Below are 24,562 nucleotides of genomic sequence, written 5' to 3' on the forward strand. Positions count from 1 at the left end.
TCACGGGTGGGGACGACTGAGGTCGCCGCGCCTTTGGGGAAATCGGCGCGGGTGGATCTTGTTCCTGGTCGCGGAGGGGTCTGCGGTCGAGGCTAAACCCGCTACGTCGGCGGGGACTGGGGAATCATGACGAACGTCACGTGGGGTATTGACGGATCTGCTGCACGGCGCTCGCGCCGGACACGGTGGGCGGCGATGCTCGGCATCTTCGCGCTCGTCGCGACGCTCTTCGTCGCGCTCGACGCGCCCGTCGCGGCGCAGGGCGCGAGCGAATGCGGCCCGAACATCAACAAGATCGTGTGCGAGAACCAGAAGCCGGGCACCGATCCCGAAGAGTGGGACATCACGGGCGCGGGGGATTCGTCGATCCAGGGCTTCGCGACCGACATCTCCGTCAACGTCGGCTCGACGATCGACTTCAAGATCGACACGGATGCCACGAACTACACGATCGACATCTACCGCACCGGCTGGTATCAGGGACTCGGCGCTCGCCACATCGCGAGCGTGACGCCCTCGGCGGCGCTGCCGCAGAACCAGCCCGAGTGCATCTCCGACCTCGCAACCGAACTGTACGACTGCGGCACGTGGAACGTGTCGGCATCCTGGAACGTGCCGTCGAACGCCGTCTCGGGCGTGTACATCGCGAGCCTTCGCCGCACCGACACGGGTGGCCAGAGCCACATCACGTTCATCGTCCGGGAGGACGGCAACACGTCGGACGTCCTCTTCCAGACCTCCGACCCGACGTGGCACGCTTACAACACGTACGGCGGCTCGGACTTCTACCAGGGCGCCGGCAACGGTCGCGCCTACAAGATCAGCTACAACCGTCCTTTCGCGACACGTGGGCACGAGAGCGGACGAGACTTCTACTTCAGCTCCGAGTACGCGACGGTCCGATTCCTGGAGCGCAACGGCTACGACATGAGCTACATCGCCGGCGTGGACACCGACCGGCGCGGTGGCGAACTCCTCAATCACAACGTGTTCCTGTCCGTCGGTCACGACGAGTATTGGTCGGGCGCACAGCGGGCCAACATCGAGGCGGCTCGGGATGCCGGTGTGAACCTCCAGTTCCTCACGGGCAACGAGGGGTACTGGCGAACCCGCTACGAGGCCTCCACGACGGGGGCGAACGGCGATCACCGCACACTCGTCTCGTACAAGGAGACGTGGGGCAACTCGACCAACCGCGGTGGCGGCAAGATCGACGCCTCGAGCCCCGAGTGGACGGGCACGTGGCGTGACCCGCGCTTCGCTCCTCAGTCGCAAGGCGGCGGACTGCCGGAGAACGCCGTCACGGGCACCATGTACTTCGTCAACCACGACGACCTTCCCCTCACCGTGAACGCCGACGAGGGCAAGTACCGTCTCTGGCGCAATACGGGTCTGGACTCCCTCGCCTCGGGAGCCAAGGCGGAGCTCGCCCCGCACACCGTCGGGTACGAGTCGAACGAAGTCTCCGACAACGGGTTCAGTCCCGCGGGCCTCATCAAGCTGTCCACCACCGTCGGGCCGACGCCGCAGTACCTCACCGACTACGGAAACACCGTCGTGGAGGGAACGACGCAGCACCACGTGACGCTCTACCGCGCACCCAGTACGGCGCTCGTGTTCTCGGCCGCGAGCATCCAGTGGGGCTGGGGTCTCGACGAAACGCACGACGGCAACGGCGCGCCCGCGGATTCCCGCATGCAGCAAGCGCAGGTCAACCTCCTCGCCGACATGGACGCGCAGCCGGGGTCGCTCATGCAGGGGCTCGTGCCGGCGACCAAGACCACTGACGCGACACCCCCGAGTGTGACGATCACGTCGCCGACGGCGGGTGCCACCGTCGCGCACGGCTCGACCGTCACGGTCACCGGAACAGCATCCGACGTCGGCGGCCGTGTCGCCGGAGTCGAGGTGTCGACCGACGGCGGGACGGTCTGGCGCACCGCGACCGGGACGACGTCGTGGACCTACACAGGCATTCAGCAGGGCATCGGATCCACGCAGATCCTCGTCCGCGCGACCGACGACAGTGCGAACTACTCGACGACCCCCGCGAGCCGCAGCATCACCGTCGCGGGGCCGTACACGGCTTTCGGCGGAATGACACCGGAGAGCGCGTCGACGGATGACGCGCAGGCGGTCGAACTCGGCCTGAAGTTCTCGGTGGCGGTGGATGGCGAAGCCACGGGAGTCCGCTTCTACAAGGGGCCGGCCAACGGCGGCACCCACGTCGGTTCGCTCTGGAACTCCGCCGGAACGCGTCTCGCAACCGTCACCTTCACGAACGAGTCGGCATCGGGATGGCAGACCGCAAGCTTCGCCTCGCCCGTCGACCTCATCGCGGGGCAGACGTACACCGTGTCCTACACGGCACCGCAGGGCGGATACGCCATGGCGGCGCGCTTCTGGCCGTATGACGCCCGCCCGTCGGCTCCCGTCCAGGTCGCCTCGGGTGTCGGATCGGCAGCTCCGGGCGTCTACGGCGCGGCGGGGACGTTCCCGGCGTCGGCCTACAACGAGTCGAACTACTTCGTCGACGTCGTCTTCGAGTCCGCCGCGGAGTCGCCGCTGCGCATCCAGAGCCGCACGCCCGCCGTCTCGGCGACCGGCGTCGGACTGAGCGCACCCGTCACGGTGACCTTCACGAGGGATGCTGCGCCGAGCTCGGTCTCTCTGACCGTGGCCGAGCAGGGCGGCGCGAACGCCGCCGGAACGACGACTTACAACGCCGCGACCCGGACGGCCACGTTCACGCCGAGCGCAGCGTATGCACCCTCGACGATCTACACCGTCACTCCGGCGGCGACCGACACGCAGGGGATCGCGCTCGTCGAGGGATCCTCGTGGTCCTTCACGACGAAGGAGCCCGATCAGTCGCTCGGCGAGTGCCCGTGCACGATCTTCCCGGAGTCGCGCATCCCGACGATCGCCTCGGCGAACGACACCGCGCTCGTGACGCTCGGCACACGATTCGAGGTCTCCACCCCCGGAACGATCCGCGGCGTCAAGTTCTACAAGGGTTCCCTCAACACAGGAGTCCATCAGGGCTCCCTGTGGAAGGCCGACGGAACTCGCCTTGCGACGATCGCTTTCACGAACGAGTCCGCCACTGGGTGGCAGACGGCGTACTTCGCGACGCCGGTGCCCGTCGAGCCGGGCGTCCAATACATTGCGGGATACCTGGCGCCTTTCGGCGGCTACGCCGCGACGGGCGGAGCGTTCGCGAGCGCCGCCTATGAGCGGACTCCCTTCACGGTTCCTGTCAACGGCGGTGCTTTCACCTACTCCGATGGGTTCCCGGGCACGTCCTCGACGACCGACTACGGCGTGGACGTCGTCTTCGCGCCGCTGAGCGACTCTCCGACCATCGTCACCCAGACGCCCGCGTCAGGAGCGACGGGGGTGGGGGTCAGCTCGACGATCTCGGCGACGTTCTCGACGGCGATCGCCGGTGGATTCACCGGGACCGTCCTCGCTGACGGAAGCGCCGTCGCGGGGACGTGGACGAGGACGACGGGGAACACCGTCGCCCAGTTCACTCCCTCGGCTCCGCTTCCGCGCGGCGTCCAGGTCACGGTCTCGCTCAGCGGGATCGCGAGCGTCGGCGGAACCAGCGGCCCTGCCGTTGACTGGTCCTTCACGACGGTCCCGGCGTCCGCTGATGGGTCGGTGAGCCTGCTCGAAGGCCAGACCCCGGTCACGTCCACGACGGACACGGGGGCTGTGGAGCTCGGCATGGCGTTCACGTCCTCCGTGCCCGGACAGGTGCGTGCCATCCGCTTCTTCAAGGCATCGGGCAACACCGGCATCCACACGGGTTCGCTGTGGGGACCGTCGGGGACCCGGCTGGCGCAGGTGACGTTCGTCGGAGAGAGCGCATCCGGATGGCAGCGTGCCGTCCTCAGCACTCCCGTCGACATCGCGGCGGGCGCCGTCTACACGGTGTCGTACCACGCACCCCAGGGGAACTACTCGTTCACGTCGAGTGCCTTCGCGTCTCCCATGACGAACGGTCCCTTGACGGCGGTCTCACCCGACAACGGTCGTTTCCGCTACGGTTCGGGCGGCGTGCGGCCGACGGAGAGCTGGAACTCCACGAACTACTTCGTCGACGTCGAGTTCATGCCGACCGCCGAGGATCCGACGGTCATCGCGACCGAGCCGGCTTCGGGCGCGACAGGTGCCAGCGCGAGCGCGAACATCACGGCGACGTTCGACCGTGCCGTTGCGGAGTCCTCCGTGAGCGTCGAGGTGTCGACGGCAGCAGGAGCGGCGGTCGCCGGCGCGACGACCTACAACGCGACGAACCGACGCGTGACGTTCGATCCGACCTCGGCGCTCGCTGCGGACACGCCGTACACGGCGACGGTGAAGATCGACGGAAACGTCGTGTCCTCGTGGGGATTCCGCACGGCCGCCGAGGGCTCGACGGTTCAGACTCAGACGATCTTCGGGTCGGAGGCGCCGGAACTCGCGGCCGCCGATGACACGTCCGCCGTCGAAGTGGGGACGGCGTTCCAGGTCTCTGAAGCGGGCACGGCGACGGCGGTGCGGTTCTTCAAGGCCGCCACGAACACGGGTGTCCATCGCGGAACGCTCTGGTCCGAGACGGGAACCGTGCTCGCGCAGGTCGACTTCGCCGACGAGACGGCATCGGGATGGCAGCGGATGGAGTTCTCCCAGCCGGTCGAGCTCGAGCCCGGAGTCACGTACACGGTCTCGGTCTTCAACCCGAACGGTCGCTACTCGGTCACGTCGGGGTACTTCGCGACGCCGAAGATCAGCGGCAAGATCACCGCGCCGGCGCTCACGAACGGCCGGTTCTTCTACGGCGGATCTGGCGGGTTCCCCGTCGATTCGTGGGGCTCCTCGGCGTACTTCGTCGATGCGGAGATCGAGTTCTCGTCGACGACGACAGCGGCACCCGCTGTCACGACGACGACCCCCGCAGCATCCGCCACGAATGTGGCACCGGACACCGCGGTGATCTCGGCCACTCTCACGGACGCCACGTCGGCGACGATCAGCGTCACCGACGACGGTGCGCCGGTCGACGGCTCGTCGACGTTCACCGCGACGAGCGGTGTCGTGACGTTCACGCCCGCCGCGGCGCTCGCGCGGGGAAAGACCTACATCGTCACCGTCGCCGCCGACGGCAGCGCGGTGCCGGGAGGATCGTGGAGTTTCGCGACGACCCCCTCCGTCGCACTCCAGTCGACGACGCCTTCGGCCGGTGCGACGAGTGTGAACCCGGCCTCCGTGTCGATCTCGGCGACACTCGCCAACGCGTCGGCCGCGTCGATCGCGCTCGTCGACGGGACGACACCCGTCGAGGGCTCCTCGAGCTTCACGGCCCCAACGGGCACCGTCGTCTTCACTCCGACCGCCGTCCTGGGGCGCGGCAAGACCTATACGGTCACCGTGACCGCCGACGGCGCGGCGGTTCCGCAAGGCTCGTGGAGCTTCACGACGACGCCCGCTGCGAGCCTCACGGCCACGACCCCTGCCGCCTCCGCGACCAACGTGGACCCCGCGACGGCGAGCATCACGGCGACTCTCACGAACGCGGCAGCCGGAGCGATCGCGGTGACGTCGAACGGCAGCGCCGTCGCCGGCACATCGAGCTTCAACTCGGCCACCGGCGTCGTGACCTTCACTCCGTCGGCAGCTCTCGTCCGCGCCCGCACCTACTCGGCCACGGTGACCGCCGACGGCCAGGCCGTCTCGGGGGGCACGTGGACGTTCACGACGATTCCGAACCCCGCGATCTCGGCACGGACGCCCGCTGCGTCGGCGACGCGCGTCGTCCCCGGCACGCCTATCACCGCGACGATCACGAATGCGACGACAGCCGTGCTCACGATGACCTCGAACGGGTCCAACGTTGCGGGCACCTCGTCCTTCAACGCGACCACGGGCGTGGCGACCTTCACTCCGGCCGCGACGCTCGCGTGGAACCGTACCTACAGCGTCACGGCGACGGCGAACGGCGCCGCGCTTTCGGGCGGCACATGGAGCTTCACGACCACGCCTCAGGCGACGCGCACAGCGATCAGTCCGGCTTCCGGCGCGACGAACGTCAACCCGGCGACGGCGACGATCTCGGCGACCCTCAGCAACGCCGTCACGGCGACGCTCGCGCTCAAGCAGGGGACGACCGACGTCGCGGGCACATCCGCGTACAACACCTCGACGGGCGTCGTGACCTTCACACCTGCCGTGACGCTGGACTGGACCAAGGTCTACACCGCGACGGTCACCGCGAACAACGCCGCCGTCGCGAATGGGACGTGGTCGTTCACGACGATGGCAAAGCCTGATCAGGTGAGCATGTTCACGACCGGCACGCCGGCGAACGCCAACGCGAGCGCGGGCTCGACGGTGCAGACGGGAACGCGGTTCCGCGCGAGCGTCCCGGGCGTCGTGACGACCATCCGCTTCTACAAGGGGACCCAGAACACGGGCACGCACACCGGCTATCTGCGCACGACGAGCGGCACGATCCTCGGTCAGGTGACGTTCACGGGCGAGAGCTCATCGGGGTGGCAGTCGGCGGTCCTCTCGACGCCCGTCCGGCTCACGCCGGGCACCGAGTATCGCGTGACGTTGTATGCGAGCTCCGGTCGGTACTCGACGACGCAGAACGCGTTCACGAGTCCCGTCACCTACGGCCCGCTGACGGCCTTGGGAGGAGTGTCGGGCTTCGGCACGAGCGCTCCCACGAGCACCGTCACGAGCAACTTCTGGGTGGACGTCGTCTTCGACCCTGACAATTGATGACATCGGGAAGCTTCGAGCAGTAACGTTTGCCGAGCAGGGCAGACGAACCAAGGGGGGAATTCGGCGTGTCTTCACGACGGAGAATCGCGGTCATCGGCGCGGGGTACTGGGGACCGAACCTCGCGCGCAACTTCCGCGCGAGCACGGATTGGGAACTCGCCTACATCTGCGACCTCGACACGGAGCGCGCGCAGCGTGTCGCTGACAGCGTCGGCGGCGTGCCCGTCACGGCATCCCTCGACGAGGTGCTCGCCGATTCTTCCGTCGATGCGGTCGCGATCGCGACGCCTGCACGGACGCACCACCCGATCGCTCTCGCCGCGCTCGATGCGGGCAAGCACGTCATCGTGGAGAAGCCGCTCGCCGACACGCGGGCGAAAGGCGTCGAGATGGTCGAGCGTGCGCGCGAGCGCGGCCTCGTCCTGATGACGGATCACACGTTCTGCTATACGCCGGCCGTGCTGAAGATCCGCGAACTCATCGCCGACGGATACCTGGGCGACATCCTCTTCGTCGACAGTGTCCGGATCAACCTGGGCCTCATTCAGCCGGATGTCGACGTCTTCTGGGATCTCGCTCCGCACGACCTCTCGATCCTCGACTTCGTGCTGCCAGGCGGCCTCGACGTCACGTCCGTCGCCGCGCAGGGCGCTGACCCCCTCAAGACCGGGAAGTCGTGCATCGGCTACCTCACCATCCCGCTCAGGAGCGGGGGCATCGCCCACGTCCACGTCAACTGGCTGAGCCCCACCAAGATCCGCCAGATGGTCATCGGCGGCACGAAGCGGACCCTCGTGTGGGACGACCTCAACCCCCAGCAGCGTGTCAGCGTCTATGACCGCGGCGTCGACCTCGCGCTGCAGTCGAAGGAGACCGCCGACAGCCAGGCGTCGAACGTGTCGTACCGCCTCGGTGACACCTGGGCGCCCGCGCTTCCCGAACAAGAAGCGCTCGCGAACGTCGCGGCCGAGTTCGCCGCCGCCATCCGCGAAGACCGCGCGGCCCGTACGAGTGGCGAGTCGGGACTCCGCGTCCTCTCGGTGCTCGAAGCCGTTGCCCTCAGCCAACAGGTGCACGGTGCGCCCGCGCCCGTCGCCACAGAGATCTAAGCAAGGAAGAAGCACGCGATGACAAACCTGGAAGGCACGACCGTTCTGGTGACGGGAGGGGCCGGCACGATCGGCTCGACTCTCGTCGACCAGCTCCTCGACGCGGGAGTGGAACGCATCGATGTGCTCGACAACCTCGTGAGGGGCCGCCGGGCCAACCTCGACGACGCGCTCGCGAGCGGGCGCGTCGAACTCATCGACGGCGACGTCCGTGATGCGAAGCTCGTCGACGACCTCACCGCGGGGAAGGACGTCGTCTTCCATCAGGCGGCGATCCGCATCACGCAGTGCGCCGAGGAGCCGCGGCTCGCGCTCGAAGTGCTCGTCGACGGAACGTTCAACGTCGTCGAGTCGGCTGCGAAGCACAAGGTCACGAAGCTCATCGCGGCATCGAGCGCATCGGTCTACGGCATGGCGGAGGAGTTCCCGACGACCGAGCGCCACCACCACGAGAACAACGACACGATCTACGGCGCGGCGAAGACCTTCAACGAGGGTCTCGTCCGCAGCTTCCGTGCGATGCAGGGCCTCGACTACGTGCTGCTCCGGTACTTCAACGTCTACGGTCCGCGGATGGACGTCCACGGCGTCTACACCGAAGTGCTCGTGCGCTGGATGGAGCGGATCGCCGACGGCAAACCCCCGCTCATCTTCGGAGACGGTCAGCAGACGATGGACTTCGTGTGTGTCCCGGACATCGCGCGGGCCAACGTCCTCGCGGCGCAGAGCGACATCGTGGAGGGCACCTACAACATCGCGAGCGGCACCGAGACGAGTCTCCTCGAGCTCGCGGAGGCTCTTCTCCGCGTCATGGGATCGGACCTCGGCGTCGAGCACGGTCCCGAGCGCGCCGTCAACGGCGTCGCGCGACGGCTCGCCGACACGTCGGCCGCGAAGCGGGACTTCGGGTTCGAGGCGACGATCGGCCTCGAGGAAGGTCTGCGTCAGCTCGTCGAGTGGTGGGCACCCCTCCGCGACGAGATCGCGGCGGGCAGGACGGTCGCGGCATCATGAGCGAGCGCATCAACGTCATGGTCCCCTGGCTCGGTCAGGAGGAGGCCGACGCCGTCGCGGAGGCCATCGCGAGCGGCTGGGTGGCTCAGGGTCCCCGGGTCACGCGCTTCGAGAGCGAGTTCGCCGCGTCCGTCCAGGCCGAGTACGCCGTTGCGACGACGAGCTGCACGACCGCGCTCCACCTCGCTCTGATCGTCGCGGGCATCGGCGAGGGCGACGATGTCGTCATCCCCTCCTTTTCCTTCGTCGCCACGACGAACGCCGTCCGCTATGTCGGGGCGAACCCCGTCTTCGCCGACGTCGATCCCGTCACGGGCAATGTCACGAAGGACACGGTCGCCGTCGCGCTGACACCCGCGACCCGCGCCGTCATCGCCGTCGACCAGGGCGGCGTCCCGGTCGACATCGACGGCATCCGCGAGGTCACCGACCAGCTCAGCATCGTGGTCATCGAGGATGCCGCATGCGGCGCCGGCTCCACATACAAGGGGCGACCGGTGGGCGCCGGCGCCGAGATCGCGGCGTGGTCGTTCCACCCTCGCAAGCTCCTCACGACGGGTGAGGGCGGAATGCTCACGACCGCACGCAAGGACTGGGCCGACCGTGCGCGGCACCTGCGCGAGCACGCGATGAGCGTGTCGGCGGCGGATCGCCACGCGTCCGTCCTGCCGCCGGCCGAGGAGTACACCGAGGTCGGATACAACTACCGCATGACCGACCTGCAGGCGGCCGTGGGGATCGTCCAGCTCGGCAGGCTCCCCGCCATCGTCGAGAAGCGGCGTGAGATCGCGGCGCGCTACCAGGCTGCGATCGCTGAGATCCCGGGCCTCCGGGCCGTTGCCGATCCCGCGCACGGCACGAGCAACTTCCAGTCGTTCTGGGTCGAGGTCGGAGACGGCTATCCGACCGACCGTGATGGCCTTCTCGAGGCACTCGCGCATGCCGACATCTCGGCGCGTCGGGGGATCATGGCGGCGCACCGCCAGCCGCCGTACCGCGACCTGACGCCGAAGAACGGCCTGCCCGTGACGGAGCATCTCACCGATGCGACCCTGATCCTTCCGGTGTTCCACCAGTTCACGGACGAGCAGCAGGATCGCGTCATCGCGGTCCTCCGCAATCCGGGTGGTGCATCGGAGTGACCGACGGACTGCTCCTGGTGGGGGCGAGCGGTCTGGCGAGAGAAGTGCTGGCAGCGGGGATCACGGGTGTCGTCGGCATCCTCGATGACGACGTCGACCTTCACGGGAGCGACGTCGGCGGTGTGCCCGTCGTGGACACGATCGAGGATGCCGCACACCGAGGGGAACAGCTGCTCGTCTGCGTCGGACCGAGTCGAGGACGCCGGTCCGTCGTCCGTCGGCTCCGCGATCTCGGAGTGTCGGACGACCGTTTCGCGACGTTCGTCGCGCGGTCGGCGCGCATCGGTTCGACGAGCGACATTGGGCGCGGCAGCATCCTTCTCGATAGTGTCGTCGTGACCGCGGATGCGCGCATCGGGGAACACGTGGTCGTCATGCCGAACTGCACCATCACGCACGACGACATTCTCGAGGACTTCGTGACGCTCGCCGCCGGGGTCGCGCTCGGGGGGAGCGTCCGCGTGCGGCGTGCCGCATACATCGGGATGAACGCGTCCGTCAGGCAGGGTGTCGAGGTCGGCAAGAAGTCGACCATCGGCATGGGGTCGGTCGTTCTTCGGAACGTGCCGGAAGAGCAGACGTGGGCTGGGGTGCCCGCGCGCATCTTGGGGGTAGACGATTGAGCACTGAGGTTCCTTTCCTCGATCTCGCCGCGCAGCAGGCGGAGATCGCCGACGAGGTCCTGCCCGTCTGGGCGGCGCAGTTGGGCTCGGCGGGATTCATCGGGGGTCCCGAGGTCGCCGCGTTCGAGCAGGAGTACGCCGATTACATCGGGGTCGAGCACGTCGTCGGTGTCTCCAACGGCACGGATGCGCTCGAACTGGCGTTCCGCGCCGTCGGCGTGGGCCCGGGCGACGAAGTCGTGATGCCGGCGAACACCTTCATCGCGACGGCCGAGGCGACGTCGCGGATCGGTGCCGTGCCGGTCTTCGTCGACGTCGACGACGAGTACCTCCTCATCGATCCGGATGCGCTGGAGTCGGCCATCACGGAGCGCACGAAGGCGATCGCTCCCGTGCACCTCTTCGGTCAGACGGCTCCGCTCGAGCACGTTCTCCCTATCGCCGAGCGTCACGGGATCGCGCTCGTCGAGGATGCCGCGCAGTCCCAGGGCGCCTCGGGTCCCGCCGGCCGGGCCGGTGCTGTGGGTCGTGTCTCGGGAACAAGCTTCTACCCCGGGAAGAACCTCGGCGCCGCGGGTGACGCCGGTGCGGTCATGACGAACGACGGCGACATCGCCGCGCTCATCCGCAACCTCGCCGCTCACGGAAGCTCGGTCAAGTACGTCCACGATCACATCGGGATGAACGCGCGACTGGATGCCGTCCAGGCGACCGTGCTCCGCGCGAAGCTCCGCCGGCTCGAAGGCTGGAACGTGCGTCGACGCGAGGCAGCGGACCGCTACGCCGCGCTCCTGGCCGACCTCGACGGCGTGCGACTGCCGCCCGTGCGGCCGGGCAACGAGGACGTCTGGCACCTCTATGTCGTCCGGGTGGAAGAGCGCGAGCGCATCATGGCATCGCTCGCCGCCGCCGGGATCGGTGCCGGGATCCACTACCCGACGCCCGTGCACCTCACGGAGGCGTACGCGAGTCTCGGGTATCGCCGCGGGCAGTTCCCCGTCGCGGAGGCGGCCGCCGACCGCATCCTTTCGCTGCCGATGTTCCCCCACCTCACCGAGGGACAGCAGGCGCGAGTGGCGGACGCGCTCTCGATGGCCGTTCGCGTGACCGCCTGACGGCCATGAGATCCCACGTCGAGCCTCTGCGCACTCGGGGACCGCGCCCCACCGTCACCGTCGTCATCCCGCACTACAACTACGGCGACTATCTCCCGACGGCGGTCGAATCCGCGCTCGCGCAGCCGGGCCTCGACGTGGACGTCATCATCGTCGACGACTGTTCGTCCGACGGGAGCACGGAGGTCGCGCGCCGTATCGCCGACGAGCACGACGCCGTCACGCTCGTCGCGCACGAGACCAACATGCGGCACATCGGCACGTACAACGACGGCCTGTCGCGAGCGACAGGAACGTACGTCGTGCTCCTGTCGGCCGATGACGCACTGACGCGAGGCAGCCTCACCCGATCCGTCGCCCTCATGGAGGCCAACCCCTCGGTGGGTCTCGTGTACGGGAACGTCCGCGATGTCGTCGATCACGCGGATCTGGAGTCGGACCGGATCCCGAGCTGGCCCGGTGCGCGGGAATCCTGGAGCGTCTGGACCGGCGAGGAGTGGCTGCGGCGCGTGTCCCAGACGGGACGGAACCTCATCACGAACCCCGAGGTCGTCATGCGCCGGGATGTGCTCGACAGCATCGGCGGTTACGATGCGCGGTTCCCGCACTCGGCCGACCTGTTCCTGTGGTTGCGGGCAGCAGCGCGCGCCGACGTCGGACGAGTCAACGGCACGGTGCAGGCGTTCTACCGCGTCCACGGCAGCAACATGCACGCGACGGAGTTCGGCGGCCTGCTCGATGACTACGAGGCGGTGCACCGGACCTACGAGGCCTTCTTCGACGAAGACGGCGCACTGCTCGATGCGCCGGAACGCCTGCGGCGTGGAGCGCGGAGGGCCATGGCCCGCGAAGCAGAGCGGCGCACGGTGCTCCTCGGCGCGCAGCATTCGCCGGAGTCGGTCGACCGGCTCCTCGCGTTCGCCGAGACCGTCGACCCGTCGGCCGGACGATCCGTCGCGGCTTATCGACTCCTCCACCGCCGAGGGCTTCGCCGCGTCGCGACGGCCGCCGAGAAGCTGCGCTGGCGCGTGCGCCACCACCGTGAACTGAGGTATGGCTGGTGAGTTCACCCGATCCGCAGAGCAATTCGCTCGGAGATCAGGCGGTGAGCGCCGTCCTCTGGACGGCGACCCAGAAGTGGCTCGCGAGGATCGGCGGTTTCGTCACGATCGCCATCTTGACGCGACTCCTGACGCCGGAGGACTTCGGTGTCGTCGCCGCCGCGACGGCGATCCTCCCCGTGACTTATCTCCTCGCAGATCTGGGCTTCTCGACGTACGTCGTGCAGGCGAAGGACGTGGACCGGCGGATGCTCAGCACCGCCTTCTGGTTCTCCCTCGCGGTGAGCATCGTCCTCGCGGCTGGACTCGTCGCGGCAGCCCCCGTTCTTGCGGCGATCTTCGGGAGTCCGGAGTCCGCCGATGTCCTCCGCGTGCTCGCACTCCTTGTCGTCCTCACCGCCATGAGCGCCGTTTCGACGGCTCTCCTGCGGCGCAGTATGCGATTCCGCGCGCTCGCCCTGCAGTCCTTCGTCGCGAGTCTCGTCGGTCAGATCGTTGCGATCGTCCTCGCCCTGACCGGTTTCGGCGTGTGGGCCCTCGTCGCGCAGATGCTCATCGTGCAGTTCATCATGTCGGTCTGCGCCCTCGTGCTGGCCGGATGGGTGCCCGGACTGCGCCTGTCGAAGAGCGAGCTCTCGGCGATGGCGTCGTTCGGATCCCGTGTCATCGGAGCCGACCTCGTGGGCGTGCTGCGGCAGTGGGCGGAGTACGCGATCATCGCCAATCTCCTGGGCACCGCCGCCCTCGGCTACCTGAACATCGCGCAGCGACTCGTGCAGATCGCTCAGGATGTCACGGCGGCGGCCATCATGCCGGTCTCGACCGTTGTCTTCTCCAAGATCAGGACGGAATCCGAACGCCTGACGAGCGGGTACTTCCGGTCGCTCGGACTCACCTACGCGACGATCATCCCGGTCATGGTCTTCCTCGCCGTCACGGGACCCGACCTCGTCCCCTTCCTCTTCGGGGAGGGGTGGACGCAGAGCGTCGTGCCTTCTCAGATCCTCGCCGTCACGAGCATCCTCGTCATGGTGGCTGTGCTCGATCACGGACTCTTCTACGGCACGGGGCGGCCCGGTAGCTGGCTTGCGTTCTCGATCATCGTGGACGTCACGACCGTCGTCGTCGCGCTGTTCACGGCACAGCACGGGCTCGTCGCATGGAGTGTCGGCTTTCTCTCCATCGCCGTCGTCTCGACGATCGTGCGATGGCCGCTCGTGGCCCGGCTCATCGGAACACCCGTCGCCCGAATCGCGGGCGTCTCCGCGCGGGCGGCCGCCTGCGCCGCGCTCGCCGCGGGCGCCGGTATCCTCGTGTTCATCCTCGCGGCGCCGTGGCCTCCGGTCCTGACCCTGACCGCGGCGGGACTCGCCGTCGTCGCCGGTCACCTCGTGGGGATGAGACTTTTCATGCGCAGTCATCTCGCGGCCGTCATCCACCTGGTCCGCCGGCGGCTGCGGCGCTCCGGCACTCTCAAGGACGGGAACACCTGATGCCCGCTTCGACCATCGTCGCGCTCCACGAGCTGCTCGACGCCTCCGCGATCGCCGCGCCGGATCGCCCCGCGCTGACGTACAAGGACGTCACCCTCACGTATGCGCAGACGCGTGCCGCGGCGGTCGCCGCGGCGGCGCAGTTCGCGGAACTCGGTGTCGCCCGAGGCGACCGCATCGCGATCTACCTCGAGAAGAGGCTCGAGACGGTCGTCGCGATGTTCGGGGCGTCTCTCGTCGGAGGGATGTTCGTCCCGATCAACCACGTCTTCAAGGCGACGCAAGTGGGGCATGTCCTCGAGGATTCCGGGGCACGGGTCCTCGTGACGTCCGCGGATCGGCTGTCGCAGCTGGAGCGGATCCTTCCCGGCACCGATGTCACCGACGTCATCCTCGTCGGCGACGCACCCGTGCCCGCGGCGTCCGATGTCCGGACGCAGCCGTGGAGTGACGCGAGCCCGACGGCAGCGCTCCCGTCCGTCCCGACGATCGATCTCGACCCCGCCGCCATCCTCTACACCTCGGGCAGCACAGGGCGTCCGAAAGGCGTCGTGCTGAGCCATCGCAACCTGATTGTCGGCGCGCAGAGCGTCAGCAGCTATCTGGGCAACACCGCGGACGACGTCATCCTCAGCGTGCTCCCCCTGAGCTTCGACGCGGGGCTCAGCCAGGTCACGACGTCGTTCGCGGTCGGAGCCCACTGCGTCCTCATGAACTACCTGCTGCCGCGCGAGGTCGCGAAGATGTGCGCCAAGCACGGTGTCACGGGCATCACGTGCGTCCCCCCGCTCTGGCTCCAGCTCGCCGACATCCCGTGGCCCGAAAAAGTCGCAGCGAACATCCGCTACTGGGCGAACACGGGCGGACGGATGCCGCGCTCCACGCTCGACCGCCTGCGCGAGAACTTTCCGCACGCCCAGCCGTTCCTCATGTACGGACTGACCGAGGCCTTCCGCTCGACCTATCTCGAACCCGACCAGGTGGATGCGCGTCCCGACTCGATCGGCAAGGCGATCCCGAATGCGGAAGTGCTCGTCCTGCGCCCGGACGGCAGCGAGTGCGGACCCGGTGAGGACGGCGAACTCGTTCACCGCGGAGCGCTCGTCGCCCTCGGCTACTGGAACGATCCGGAGCGCACGGCGGAGCGGTTCCGGCTCATCCCGCGTCCGGACCAGCCGTGGCGGACGCCCGAAATGGCCGTGTGGTCGGGTGACACCGTTCGGCGTGACGAAGACGGCTACCTCTACTTCGTCGGGCGTCGCGACGAGATGATCAAGACATCGGGATACCGCGTGAGCCCGACCGAGATCGAGGAGGCGGCGTTCGCGACGGGACTCGTGCGCGACGTCGTGGCCTTCGGCATCGAGGATGCCTCGATCGGGCAACGGATCGTCCTCGTGGCGTCGCCGACCGGCGAGACCCTCGACGTCGACGGCCTCGTGGGCCTCTTGCGCAAGAGTCTGCCGCTGTACATGGTCCCGAGTCACGTCAGTGCGCGCGCCGATCTGCCGCGCTCACCGAACGGCAAGTACGACCGCAAGATGATCAGATCGGAGTGGTCGGCATGAACTCTCGTGAGCACATCGACGGGTTCGGCACTGTCGACGGCCAACTGGCGGTCGGCGGAATGCCGCTCGATCGGCTCGCCGCGCGCGTCGGCTCGACGCCCTTCTTCGCCTACGACCGGGCCTTGCTGGATGCGCGCATCGATGCGCTCCGCGCCGCGCTCCCCGACCGACTCGAGCTGAGCTTCGCGATGAAGGCGAACCCCATGCCTGCGATCGTGCATCACCTCGCGACGCGTGTCGATCGGATCGACGTCGCGTCCGCCCTCGAGATGCAGACGGCTCTCGACTCGACGATCCGTGCGGACCGCGTCAGTTTCGCGGGACCGGGCAAGGTGGCCGCCGAGATCCGGCAGGCAGTCGCGGCCGGCATCATCGTCGAGGTCGAGTCGACCACCGAGATCCGGCGGGTCATCGCTGCCGGCGACGACCTCGGGATCACGCCGACGATCGCTGTCCGCGTCAATCCCGATTTCGCCGTCAAGGGATCCGGGATGCGTATGGGGGGTGGTGCCCAGCAGTTCGGCATCGACGCGGAAGACGTCCCTGCCGTCCTGCGCCAGTACGCGGGCGACGTGGACATCCTCGGCTTCCACGTGTTCGCGGGCTCGCAGAACCTCAACGCCGGCATCCTCACGGAAGCGCAGACGAAGACCGTGGATCTCGTGAGCGCGCTCGCGGATCACCTCCCCTACGACGTGCGCTACGTCAATCTCGGCGGTGGGTTCGGCATCCCGTACACCGCCAAGGATCGCCCGCTCGATCTCGAGGCCGTGGGATCGGGCCTGCACGGCCTCGTCGACGGCCCCCTCCGTGAGCGGTTCCCGCACGCGAGTCCCGTCATCGAACTCGGACGCTACATCGTCGGCGAGTGCGGCATCTACGTCACGAGGGTCGTCGACCGCAAGATCTCGCGCGGCAAGACCTTTCTCGTCGTCGATGGTGGGATGCACCACCAGCTCGCCGCCTCCGGCAACTTCGGGCAGGCCATCCGTCGCAACTACCCTCTTGCCGTCGGCAACCGGGTCGACGCGGCCGACGAGGGCGGCGTCAACGTCGTGGGATGCCTCTGCACGCCGCTCGACCTTCTGGGTGACGACGTCGAACTGCCTCCCGCCGACATCGACGACCTCATCGTCATCTTCCAAGCCGGCGCCTACGGGTTGACGGCGAGTCCCACCGCATTCCTCGGACATCCGGCGCCCGCCGAAGTCCTCGTCTGACAGGAGCCCCCATGACCTCTCACGCCGATGCCGTTCGCGACGTTCTCATCGAGACGCTCGAGCTGCAGCAGACGCCCGCCGATCTGACCACCGAGACGGCTCTTTTCGGTTCGCTTCCCGAACTCGACTCGTTCGGCGTCGTCACGCTCGTCGGCGCGCTCGAGGACCGCTTCGACATCACCATCGAGGACGACGAGTTCGGTGCCGAGCTCTTCGAGACGGTCGGGACGCTCGTCGCCTTCGTCGAAGAGAAGACGGCGGGCTGACACCGCTACCACTCGACGAGTGCGAGCTCGCTGTAGAGGTAGTCGACGGCGTCGGCGGTGCCGTGGTCTCCGCGGAACATCTTGACCCGCGGGTTCTTCAGGACGCGGCCCCGGTGAGGCTCGAACCCCAGTGCGTGCGAGTCCATGAGTGTGAAGGGGAGTCCCCTTCGAGCGAAGTGCGCGCCGACAGCACCCCACGACCGCTCTAGGAGGGTCCGGTCGCCGCCAGTGAAGAGGGGTGATGCGAAGAGCCTCAGCCTCTTCCTGCGATCCACGCGATACATGACGTACGCGTAATCGTCACCCTTCGTCACGACGACGTGTCGCGCCGCGGGCGCGGAGGCGTGGTCCCGGTAGACGACGGCGTCTCGTCCGCGCAGCGTCGACGCGATCCGAGCAGGATCGTCCGACACCGACACCGACACCGACACCGACGCGAAGGACAGCGGAAGGTTGACCGCGAGCTTCGCTGTGGCGGGGATGCGTGAGAACCCGAGACGCTCGTTCATCGCGACGACGTTCCCGCTGGGGGAGAGGTCCGTGAAAAGAAGCCCCTTCTGTTTCAGCAGCGCGCGGACCAACCTCAGCGAGTGCATACGAAAGGACTCTTGTACGCAGAAGGCCGCGAGGTTGCACACGTCGACGGTGCCGGTGGCCGTGTTCCGCGACGAGTAGACCGCGGCGTAGGCGCCGACGATCTCCCCGTCCGCGCGCAGGAGAAATCCGCGATTCGGGCCGGGTGCACCCCAGGGCGGATCAAGCAGGGTGGCCCACGCAGCAGAACTCACCGCGGGGTTGAGTTCGCGATGAAGGAAGTCGGCCACCTCGGCGACGTGCTCGCCTGAGATCTCGGAGATGGCGATGCGCGGCGCAGCCCGCGGTGGTGTCGGATCGGTCATGCGCTCGCTGCTCCCTCCGGCTCGATTCCGCCACGAGCCGCGCGCAGGATGGCGGCGTGCTCGGCGGCCATGACGTCCGCGGTGTCGGGGAGCTCATCGCCCGCGCGCGTCCCTCTGGGTGGGATCTGGGCGAGTGCGACAGCCGCGCGCGCGAACTCCTGCGCGTTCGGTTGCGTGCGCGACGACCTGCGGGCTCGCCGCACGGCCGCATCGCTGACGGCCGCCGCGTCCCCTGACGGATTGGGGATCATCGACGATCCCGGAGCGGCAGTCCTGACGAGCTCCGCCGCCCCGCCCATCTCGCTCAGGATGATCGGGACACCCGCGCTGACCGCCTCCGTTGCAGCGACAGGCCAGCCTTCGAAGAAGGAGTTGAGGAGGAACCCGTCGGCGGCGCGCAGCAACGTCGAGGCATCCGAGTTTCCGAGGAAATGGATCCGGTCGCCCTGCGGATGCTCGTCACGCAGCGCTTCGGCCCGCCGGAGTTCGGCCCAGTCCGAAGGGTCGCCCGCGAAGACGAGGCGGCTCGGCCGCTCCGCGTGAGCGAGGTAGCGGAGGAAGGAGGCGGTCGTTCCCGCGATGTTCTTCTGCGAGTCGTAGCGGGCCAAGCAGACGAAGACGACGTCGTCGTCGACCGGGACGCCGATGGCCGTGCTGAGCCGCGCCCTGGCCGCTTCGCGGGTCGGCAGTGCCGCGAGATCCAGGGGTGGCGCGCCGTTGGGGACGACGACGATCTTCGCGGCGGCCTCGGGCGGAACTCGATCGGCGTGAAACCTCCTGACGACGTCGCTCACGGCGATCGAGGCCTGAGCGTGCGTCATGAGTTCCTGTACGGTCCTCCACTTCGCGCGCGTGTAGTGGATCTCGGTGTTGTGGAGCGCCACGACAAGCGGGATTCCGCTCGTGAGTGCGGCCTCCTCCAGATATCGGGGTGCGCTGTGGAGTTCGACGACGTCCGGGCTCACGGCGTCCAGCGCCGCGAGCGCTTCCGCCATCGTCGAAACGGATTCGACGCGCACTCCCGCATCCCGGAGGCGCGCCGCTCGCCTGCCCTCTCCGCGGCACAGGATGACGGGTGTCACGCCGTGAGCGGCGAGGGCGCCCGCGAGCATCTCGATGACCGAGCCGATGCCGCCGATGTCGAGATGATCCGTCAGAAGGGCGCATGTGACGGCTGTCATGTCCGACGCTGCGCGGGTTTTCGTCGACGACCCCTGCGCGACGGGTGAGTCGCGGGGGATGGCCGCCAGAGGACGCCGGAGGAGTTTCGCTGTCGTGGGATGCACGTAGCCGTACCGCACGCGAGGAGGAAGGAGATCCGTCAGCGTGACGACGGTGCCGTAGAGACGGGCGCGCAGCGACGCGGAGACGCGCGTCCGCGCGCGGCCCGGCCGCTGCGGAGCGCTCGGCATGGTCTGCGTCACGACGACGATGTGCCGGTCCGCGCGCCGACGGGCAGCAGACCCGCGAACGGTCGGTTCCGTGTCGTGGGCCACAGTGCTCTCAAGTCGTCTGCATCGAGTCCGATGAACGCCCACAGACCGGTGTCACGGGAGTGGCCGATGACGTGGGGGACGCCCTCGAGCGGGGCCAGCTGGGTCAGGGCGACGTCGTCGAGGCCGGAGATGAGGAGCAGTTCGTCCTCGGAGCGGCGCGCGAGCTCGCTGCGCGCTTCCGCTGCGGTCATGACGTCGACGCGGAAGTCCCGGCCGAAGCGATCGAGACCACCTGCGGGGAACGCGAGCTCGCCGTCCGTCGCCACGTCGATGACGCGCAGTGCACGCTTCCCCGCGATCTCGGCCGCCTCGTCGACGATGAGTCTCACGTCTGCCAGCACGACGGACCGGTGCCCGACAGTTCGCTCGACGCTGCCGGCACGGAGGGACTCGCCCAGCCAGACGGCGGCGCCGCGACCCCGACGCAGTCCGTCCATGATCGGCGACGGCCCCCGCGTGCTGTGCACGATGCCGCACGTCGTGTGGATCGGCAGCAGTTCGGGATAGGTGTCGCCGACATGGCGATGGGCCTCGTCGAGGCGGGCCAGATTCGTCGTGAGGCTGTTGTGCGTGATGGGGACGTCCATCGCGACCGCGCGCCGTCCCGCGCGCCGGACTCGGAGGCAGTACTCCACGGCGTAAGCGTGCCAGGCCAGGATGGGCGTCTCTGCGAGCGGCTCCCGGAGCACGTCTTCGCGGGTGATCATGAAGAGCACTTCGTCGAGGGTCTCGATGTCCCGAGGCGCGGGCGCGGATTCCCCGATCTGGACGACGCGGTCCCGGATGCGGCCGATCACCTCGTGGCGGCCGTCGATCCCTACCGACCCGAGGATGCCGATCGACGGATCGCGAAGCAACGTCGCCGCCGCGCGCTCGATGGCGGGAAGCGAGTGCAGGACCACATCCTGATGGACGAAGACGACGACGTCGTTCTTGGCAAGACGCGCGCCGTGATTGAGCGCGCCGCCGGCGGTCGAGAACTGACCCTCCCGATTGTCGATGGGGATGAGCTCGGAGGAGGCGGCATCGGGGTGCCCTGCGTCGAACGACGCCTGCAGGCACGAGGCGAGGACGGAAGGCTCGTTGAAGACGCAGACGATCGAGACGGGCACCCGGTCCGCGTGACCTGGACCGTCTGCGGTGTCGCCGGTCGATGCGTGCTCGTCGTAGTGCGATGTCACGATTAGTTCCCCAGCAGTTCAATGGACGGACCGGTGGTCGGCAGAGAATTGACCAGCGCGCGGACCGCGTGATAAACAACCCACATCCTACGTGCACCACAGGTGACCGGTCACTCCTGATTATGCGCACGCATGAGAAGGTGCCAATGTCGCTCCCCCGGGCGTGAGAAGCACCTCATATTGACCGATCGTACGAACGCTCCAACCTATGCTGGCCAGATCCCCCCAATCTGAAGGACTTTCTACGAATGCGACCCCAGACGCAATCCCCTGCGCCCCTCTCCCGGCGGTTCATCGCCGGCGCCATAGCCCTCGTTCTCGCCGTGACCGGAGTCGTTCTGACGACGTCGAATCGCGCGGAAGCGGCCGGGCCCGTCACGATCTGGGGCGACTCCGTCCCGTCCCGCGTCGCCCTCGACGACGACAAGCAGGCGGTGACGCTCGGCACCCGATTCACCGTCGCGACGAACGGCAACGCGAGCGGCATCCGGTTCTACAAGGTGAGCGGAGTGACCGGCACTCACACCGGCACGCTCCACTCCTCCGACGGCCGCGTGCTCGCGACCGTTCGCTTCCAGAACGAGACGGCCTCGGGATGGCAGAAGGCTGACTTCGCGGCTCCTGTCGCGCTCAAGGCAGGTCAGACCTACGTCGTGTCCTACCGCGTCCCCGCGGGCGGACGCTACGCCGCCACGACGAACCACAGCGCGAAGTCGACGACCACGGCGCTGAGCGTCGGGGCGAGTACGTCCGGCGTCTACACCTACACGTCGTCGACACGGGTTCCCACCCTCACGTGGCAGTCGAGCCAGTACTGGGTCGACATCACCTTCACACCGGGAACGACGGTCACCGCCCCACTGCCCTCGGCGACGCCGTCGGCGAGCCCCACGCGCACGGCGACCCCCACGCCGACTCCGACTCCGACGCGTACGGCGACCCCCACGCCGACGCCGACTCCGACGCGTACGGCGACCCCCACGCCGACGCCGACTCCGACGCGTACGGCGACCCCCACGCCGACTCCGACGACGCCACCCGCGACGACCACTCCCGGCGCATTCCCCACGCGTGAGTCGGCGGGCCTCCCCGCGGGCTGGACGCCGAAGCAGACGGTCACGGGCGACTACTGGGTGCGGCAGGCCGGTGCCGTCGTCGAAGATCTGCGCATCACGAACGGCACGATCTACGTCGACGCCCCCAACGTGACGCTCCGTCGTATCGATGCGGTCGGGTCTCGAGTGAGCAACGGTCACGGCGCGAGCTGTGTCTCAGGGCTCACCGTCCAGGACTCGGACTTCACCAAGAACGGCACGTCGCGCTCTTCGGACCAGCCCGTCATCGGCCACGGTGGCTACACCGCGCGTAACGTCATGATCGACGGAGTTCCCGAGGGCCTCCGGGTCGGAGGATCCGACATCAACTGCGGTCCCGTGGCGGTGTACGACTCCTACGTCCGCGTGGTGTCGCCCGACATCTGCGACGACTGGCACGGCGACGCGCTCCAGGGCTACGGCGGCTCGCACGTCACGATCCGCAACTCGACGATGCTCATGGCCGTCGAGCGCAACTGCTGGGGCACGGCGCCGTTCTTCTATCCCCACAGCCAGGGCAACACCTCGGTCGACATCGACGGGCTCCTCGTCGGCGGCGGCGGGTATCCGTTCCGCAACGGCATGCCCGGGCCGATCAAGAACCTGAACGTCGTCAACAACAGCTGGGTCTACGGCCCCGTCGACGTCCGCTGCTCCGTCGTGCAGGGATGGCAGGCCAATGTCGTCACCGTCAACGCGCAGGGCGTCGTGACACCGGTCAGACCGATCGCCTGCACGGGCCAAGGAAACTGATCCCCTCGTGAAGAAGCCCGGTTCGATGAACCGGGCTTCTTCCCTGTCCAGGCAGGGATTCAGGTAGTACCAGGCCATCGCTAGTACCCTGTCGCCTGGGGGAGGTTGCAGTGACCATCAGGGAATTGCTGGGTGTGGTGCTGCGCCGCTGGTACGTCGTCGTGATCGTCGTGCTCTGCGCGGCGCTGGCGACGTTCGCGTTCATGCGCGACGGCGGCAGTTACACGACGCGCACGCTCGTGACGTTCATGCTCCCCGAGAAGACGATCTTCGCCCCCGGCAACGGGCTCGACGACGCCAGCGTCATCGGCTTCGCGGGCTCTGTCGCACAAGAGCTCAACGAAGGAAAGGCGCCTCGACGCTACTCCGAGGACGGTGCGCCGCTCTACGGCGCCGGCGCACGCGAACAGACTCTCGTGACCTTGGCCAACGCGGGCAATCAGTGGGTCGCCAGCTACCTCCGCGCCGAGATCGAGATCCAGATCGTCGGACGAACCGAGGAAGAGGTCACGGTGCGTCAAGCCGAGATGATCGACCGTGCGCTTCAGGTGACGGACAGCCAGCAGGACATGCTCGGCATCCCCGAAGAGTCGCGTATCTCGGCATCCGTCGTTCCTCTCTCACTCCAAGTGGAGCACGTCGCTCCCAACCGGATGCAGCAGATCCTCGCCGCTGCCGCGATGCTCGCCGCCAGCGTGCTCGTGGGCTTCTGGCTGAGCGTCGCGCTGGATCGGACACTCCGGCGGCCGCGGGCTCGCCGGACGGCATCGGCGCTCACCGCGACGCCGGCGAAGGGAATTGCATCGTGAATGTAGTCGGGACTCTCCGCGGACTCCTGCGGCGCTGGTACATCGTCGTGCCGGGCATCCTCCTCGCCGCGGGCGCTGCTTTCGGCGCGTGGCAGGTCGTTTCTCCGGGCTACGAGCGCAGCGCGACGCAGCTGCTCCTGCCCGGGGCCGAATCGCTCCCCGAGAATGCAAACCCCTTCCTCTTCCTCGGCGGACTCTCCAATGCGGCGGATGTCCTCGTCCGCGCCGTCTCGTCCGAGAACGTCATGAATGCCGCCCTGGACGGGTACACGGGAGTCGACGTCGAGGTGTCGCGCGACGGATCGACGGCGGGACCCGTCGTGCTGATCACCGTGACCGCCGAGACAGACGCCGATGCCGAGGCGGTGCTGGGCACGCTCGTCGACGAGACCGTCGTGCAGCTCGAGCAGATGCAGGAGCGCGAGAACGTCCAGACCGTCAATCGGATCACTGTCGTACCGATCACGGTGGACGACCAGAGCACGCTTCAACAGCGTGATCGCCTCGTGGCAGCGGCAGCAGCGGGGGTGGGAGTGCTCGCCCTCAGCATCGTCCTCGCGGCGCTCCTCGACGGTCTGACTCTGCAGCGCCGACGCCGCGCAAGCCAGGCGACGAGCGCAGAGTCCGACGTCGACGAGCCGGTCGCGTCGTCCGACGGCGGACCGGCCGACGACAGGGGCCCCGGCGGCGAGGGCCTCGGATTCGACCCGACCCCGGATGCGGGCGAGCGCGAGTCGGTCATGTCCGATCCGCTGCCGCCGACGCAGGAAACTCCGATCGTCCGGTCCGGTGGCTCGTCCCGCCACCGCCGGGGAGCCCGGCGTACGGCGTCGGACCGCGTTACTGCGTCGACGGACGATGCACCCGCGGCGAGGAGCGTGCGCGCGGACACACTCGACCCCGACACGGAGTCGACCGACCCGGCCCGATGAAGCGTCCGAG

Annotated in this window: 17 protein-coding genes; 14 read left to right on the forward strand and 3 right to left on the reverse strand. The window is 68.2% G+C overall.

Annotation, left to right across the window (positions count from 1 at the left end; all coding sequences use genetic code 11):
- Positions 1-126 precede the first annotated feature (126 nt).
- The 11 genes from FBY39_RS05115 (at position 127) to FBY39_RS05165 (ending at position 17,388) form a co-directional block, all read left to right on the forward strand.
- Entirely contained in the window at positions 127-6,774 is a 6,648-nt protein-coding gene (locus FBY39_RS05115) for a DUF4082 domain-containing protein (RefSeq protein ID WP_141930753.1), read from the forward strand.
- Positions 6,775-6,842: 68 nt separating this feature from the next.
- Positions 6,843-7,886 carry a Gfo/Idh/MocA family protein gene (locus tag FBY39_RS05120; protein WP_141930755.1) on the forward strand — a complete coding sequence of 348 codons (1,044 nt, stop codon included), beginning with the start codon at positions 6,843-6,845 and terminating at the stop codon, positions 7,884-7,886.
- Positions 7,887-7,904: 18 nt separating this feature from the next.
- Positions 7,905-8,900, forward strand: coding sequence for an NAD-dependent epimerase/dehydratase family protein (locus tag FBY39_RS05125; RefSeq protein ID WP_141930757.1), 996 nt, complete (start codon positions 7,905-7,907; stop codon positions 8,898-8,900).
- Positions 8,897-10,042, forward strand: coding sequence for a DegT/DnrJ/EryC1/StrS aminotransferase family protein (locus FBY39_RS05130; protein ID WP_260837450.1), 1,146 nt, complete (start codon positions 8,897-8,899; stop codon positions 10,040-10,042). Before FBY39_RS05125 ends, FBY39_RS05130 begins: the two co-directional genes overlap by 4 nt.
- Positions 10,039-10,665, forward strand: a complete 627-nt coding sequence (locus FBY39_RS05135) for a NeuD/PglB/VioB family sugar acetyltransferase (protein ID WP_141930758.1) — start codon at positions 10,039-10,041, stop codon at positions 10,663-10,665. Before FBY39_RS05130 ends, FBY39_RS05135 begins: the two co-directional genes overlap by 4 nt.
- Complete coding sequence (locus FBY39_RS05140; protein ID WP_141930760.1) at positions 10,662-11,780, forward strand: DegT/DnrJ/EryC1/StrS aminotransferase family protein; 1,119 nt, start codon at positions 10,662-10,664, stop codon at positions 11,778-11,780. Before FBY39_RS05135 ends, FBY39_RS05140 begins: the two co-directional genes overlap by 4 nt.
- A 5-nt stretch (positions 11,781-11,785) precedes the next feature.
- Positions 11,786-12,844 (forward strand): glycosyltransferase, encoded by a 1,059-nt coding sequence (locus FBY39_RS05145; protein WP_141930762.1) that lies wholly within the window; start codon positions 11,786-11,788, stop codon positions 12,842-12,844.
- Positions 12,841-14,334 carry a lipopolysaccharide biosynthesis protein gene (locus FBY39_RS05150; RefSeq protein ID WP_160132941.1) on the forward strand — a complete coding sequence of 498 codons (1,494 nt, stop codon included), beginning with the start codon at positions 12,841-12,843 and terminating at the stop codon, positions 14,332-14,334. The genes FBY39_RS05145 and FBY39_RS05150 overlap by 4 nt, the downstream gene beginning before the upstream one ends.
- Positions 14,334-15,902, forward strand: coding sequence for an acyl-CoA ligase (AMP-forming), exosortase A system-associated (locus tag FBY39_RS05155; RefSeq protein WP_141930765.1), 1,569 nt, complete (start codon positions 14,334-14,336; stop codon positions 15,900-15,902). The genes FBY39_RS05150 and FBY39_RS05155 overlap by 1 nt, the downstream gene beginning before the upstream one ends.
- Positions 15,899-17,122, forward strand: coding sequence for a pyridoxal-dependent decarboxylase, exosortase A system-associated (locus FBY39_RS05160; RefSeq protein WP_141930766.1), 1,224 nt, complete (start codon positions 15,899-15,901; stop codon positions 17,120-17,122). The genes FBY39_RS05155 and FBY39_RS05160 overlap by 4 nt, the downstream gene beginning before the upstream one ends.
- Before the next feature lie 11 nt (positions 17,123-17,133).
- Entirely contained in the window at positions 17,134-17,388 is a 255-nt protein-coding gene (locus tag FBY39_RS05165; RefSeq protein ID WP_141930768.1) for an acyl carrier protein, read from the forward strand.
- A 5-nt stretch (positions 17,389-17,393) separates the two neighbouring features.
- Here the strand turns inward: FBY39_RS05165 and FBY39_RS05170 are convergent, their stop codons facing one another.
- Genes FBY39_RS05170 through FBY39_RS05180 form a run of 3 tightly spaced genes read right to left on the reverse strand, consistent with a single transcriptional unit; the run spans position 17,394 to position 20,964 of the window.
- Positions 17,394-18,287, reverse strand: a complete 894-nt coding sequence (locus FBY39_RS05170) for a hypothetical protein (protein WP_141930769.1) — start codon at positions 18,285-18,287, stop codon at positions 17,394-17,396.
- Positions 18,284-19,711, reverse strand: a complete 1,428-nt coding sequence (locus FBY39_RS05175; protein ID WP_141930771.1) for a glycosyltransferase family 4 protein — start codon at positions 19,709-19,711, stop codon at positions 18,284-18,286. The genes FBY39_RS05170 and FBY39_RS05175 overlap by 4 nt, the downstream gene beginning before the upstream one ends.
- Positions 19,708-20,964: a glycosyltransferase gene (locus FBY39_RS05180; protein ID WP_141930773.1), complete on the reverse strand. Its 1,257-nt coding sequence runs from the start codon at positions 20,962-20,964 to the stop codon at positions 19,708-19,710. The genes FBY39_RS05175 and FBY39_RS05180 overlap by 4 nt, the downstream gene beginning before the upstream one ends.
- A 323-nt stretch (positions 20,965-21,287) precedes the next feature.
- Here FBY39_RS05180 and FBY39_RS16785 point away from each other — a divergent pair, with 323 nt between their 5' ends.
- The 3 genes from FBY39_RS16785 to FBY39_RS16365 all read left to right on the forward strand — a co-directional run bounded on the left by FBY39_RS16785 (position 21,288) and on the right by FBY39_RS16365 (position 24,552).
- Positions 21,288-22,811 carry a DUF4082 domain-containing protein gene (locus FBY39_RS16785; protein ID WP_160132943.1) on the forward strand — a complete coding sequence of 508 codons (1,524 nt, stop codon included), beginning with the start codon at positions 21,288-21,290 and terminating at the stop codon, positions 22,809-22,811.
- A 110-nt stretch (positions 22,812-22,921) separates the two neighbouring features.
- Positions 22,922-23,620: a hypothetical protein gene (locus FBY39_RS05190; RefSeq protein WP_141930776.1), complete on the forward strand. Its 699-nt coding sequence runs from the start codon at positions 22,922-22,924 to the stop codon at positions 23,618-23,620.
- Positions 23,617-24,552, forward strand: a complete 936-nt coding sequence (locus FBY39_RS16365; RefSeq protein WP_160132945.1) for a hypothetical protein — start codon at positions 23,617-23,619, stop codon at positions 24,550-24,552. The genes FBY39_RS05190 and FBY39_RS16365 overlap by 4 nt, the downstream gene beginning before the upstream one ends.
- The last annotated feature ends 10 nt before the right edge of the window (positions 24,553-24,562 follow it).

The sequence above is a fragment of the Microbacterium sp. SLBN-146 genome, from assembly GCF_006715145.1.
In the GTDB taxonomy this organism is placed as follows: Bacteria; Actinomycetota; Actinomycetes; order Actinomycetales; family Microbacteriaceae; genus Microbacterium.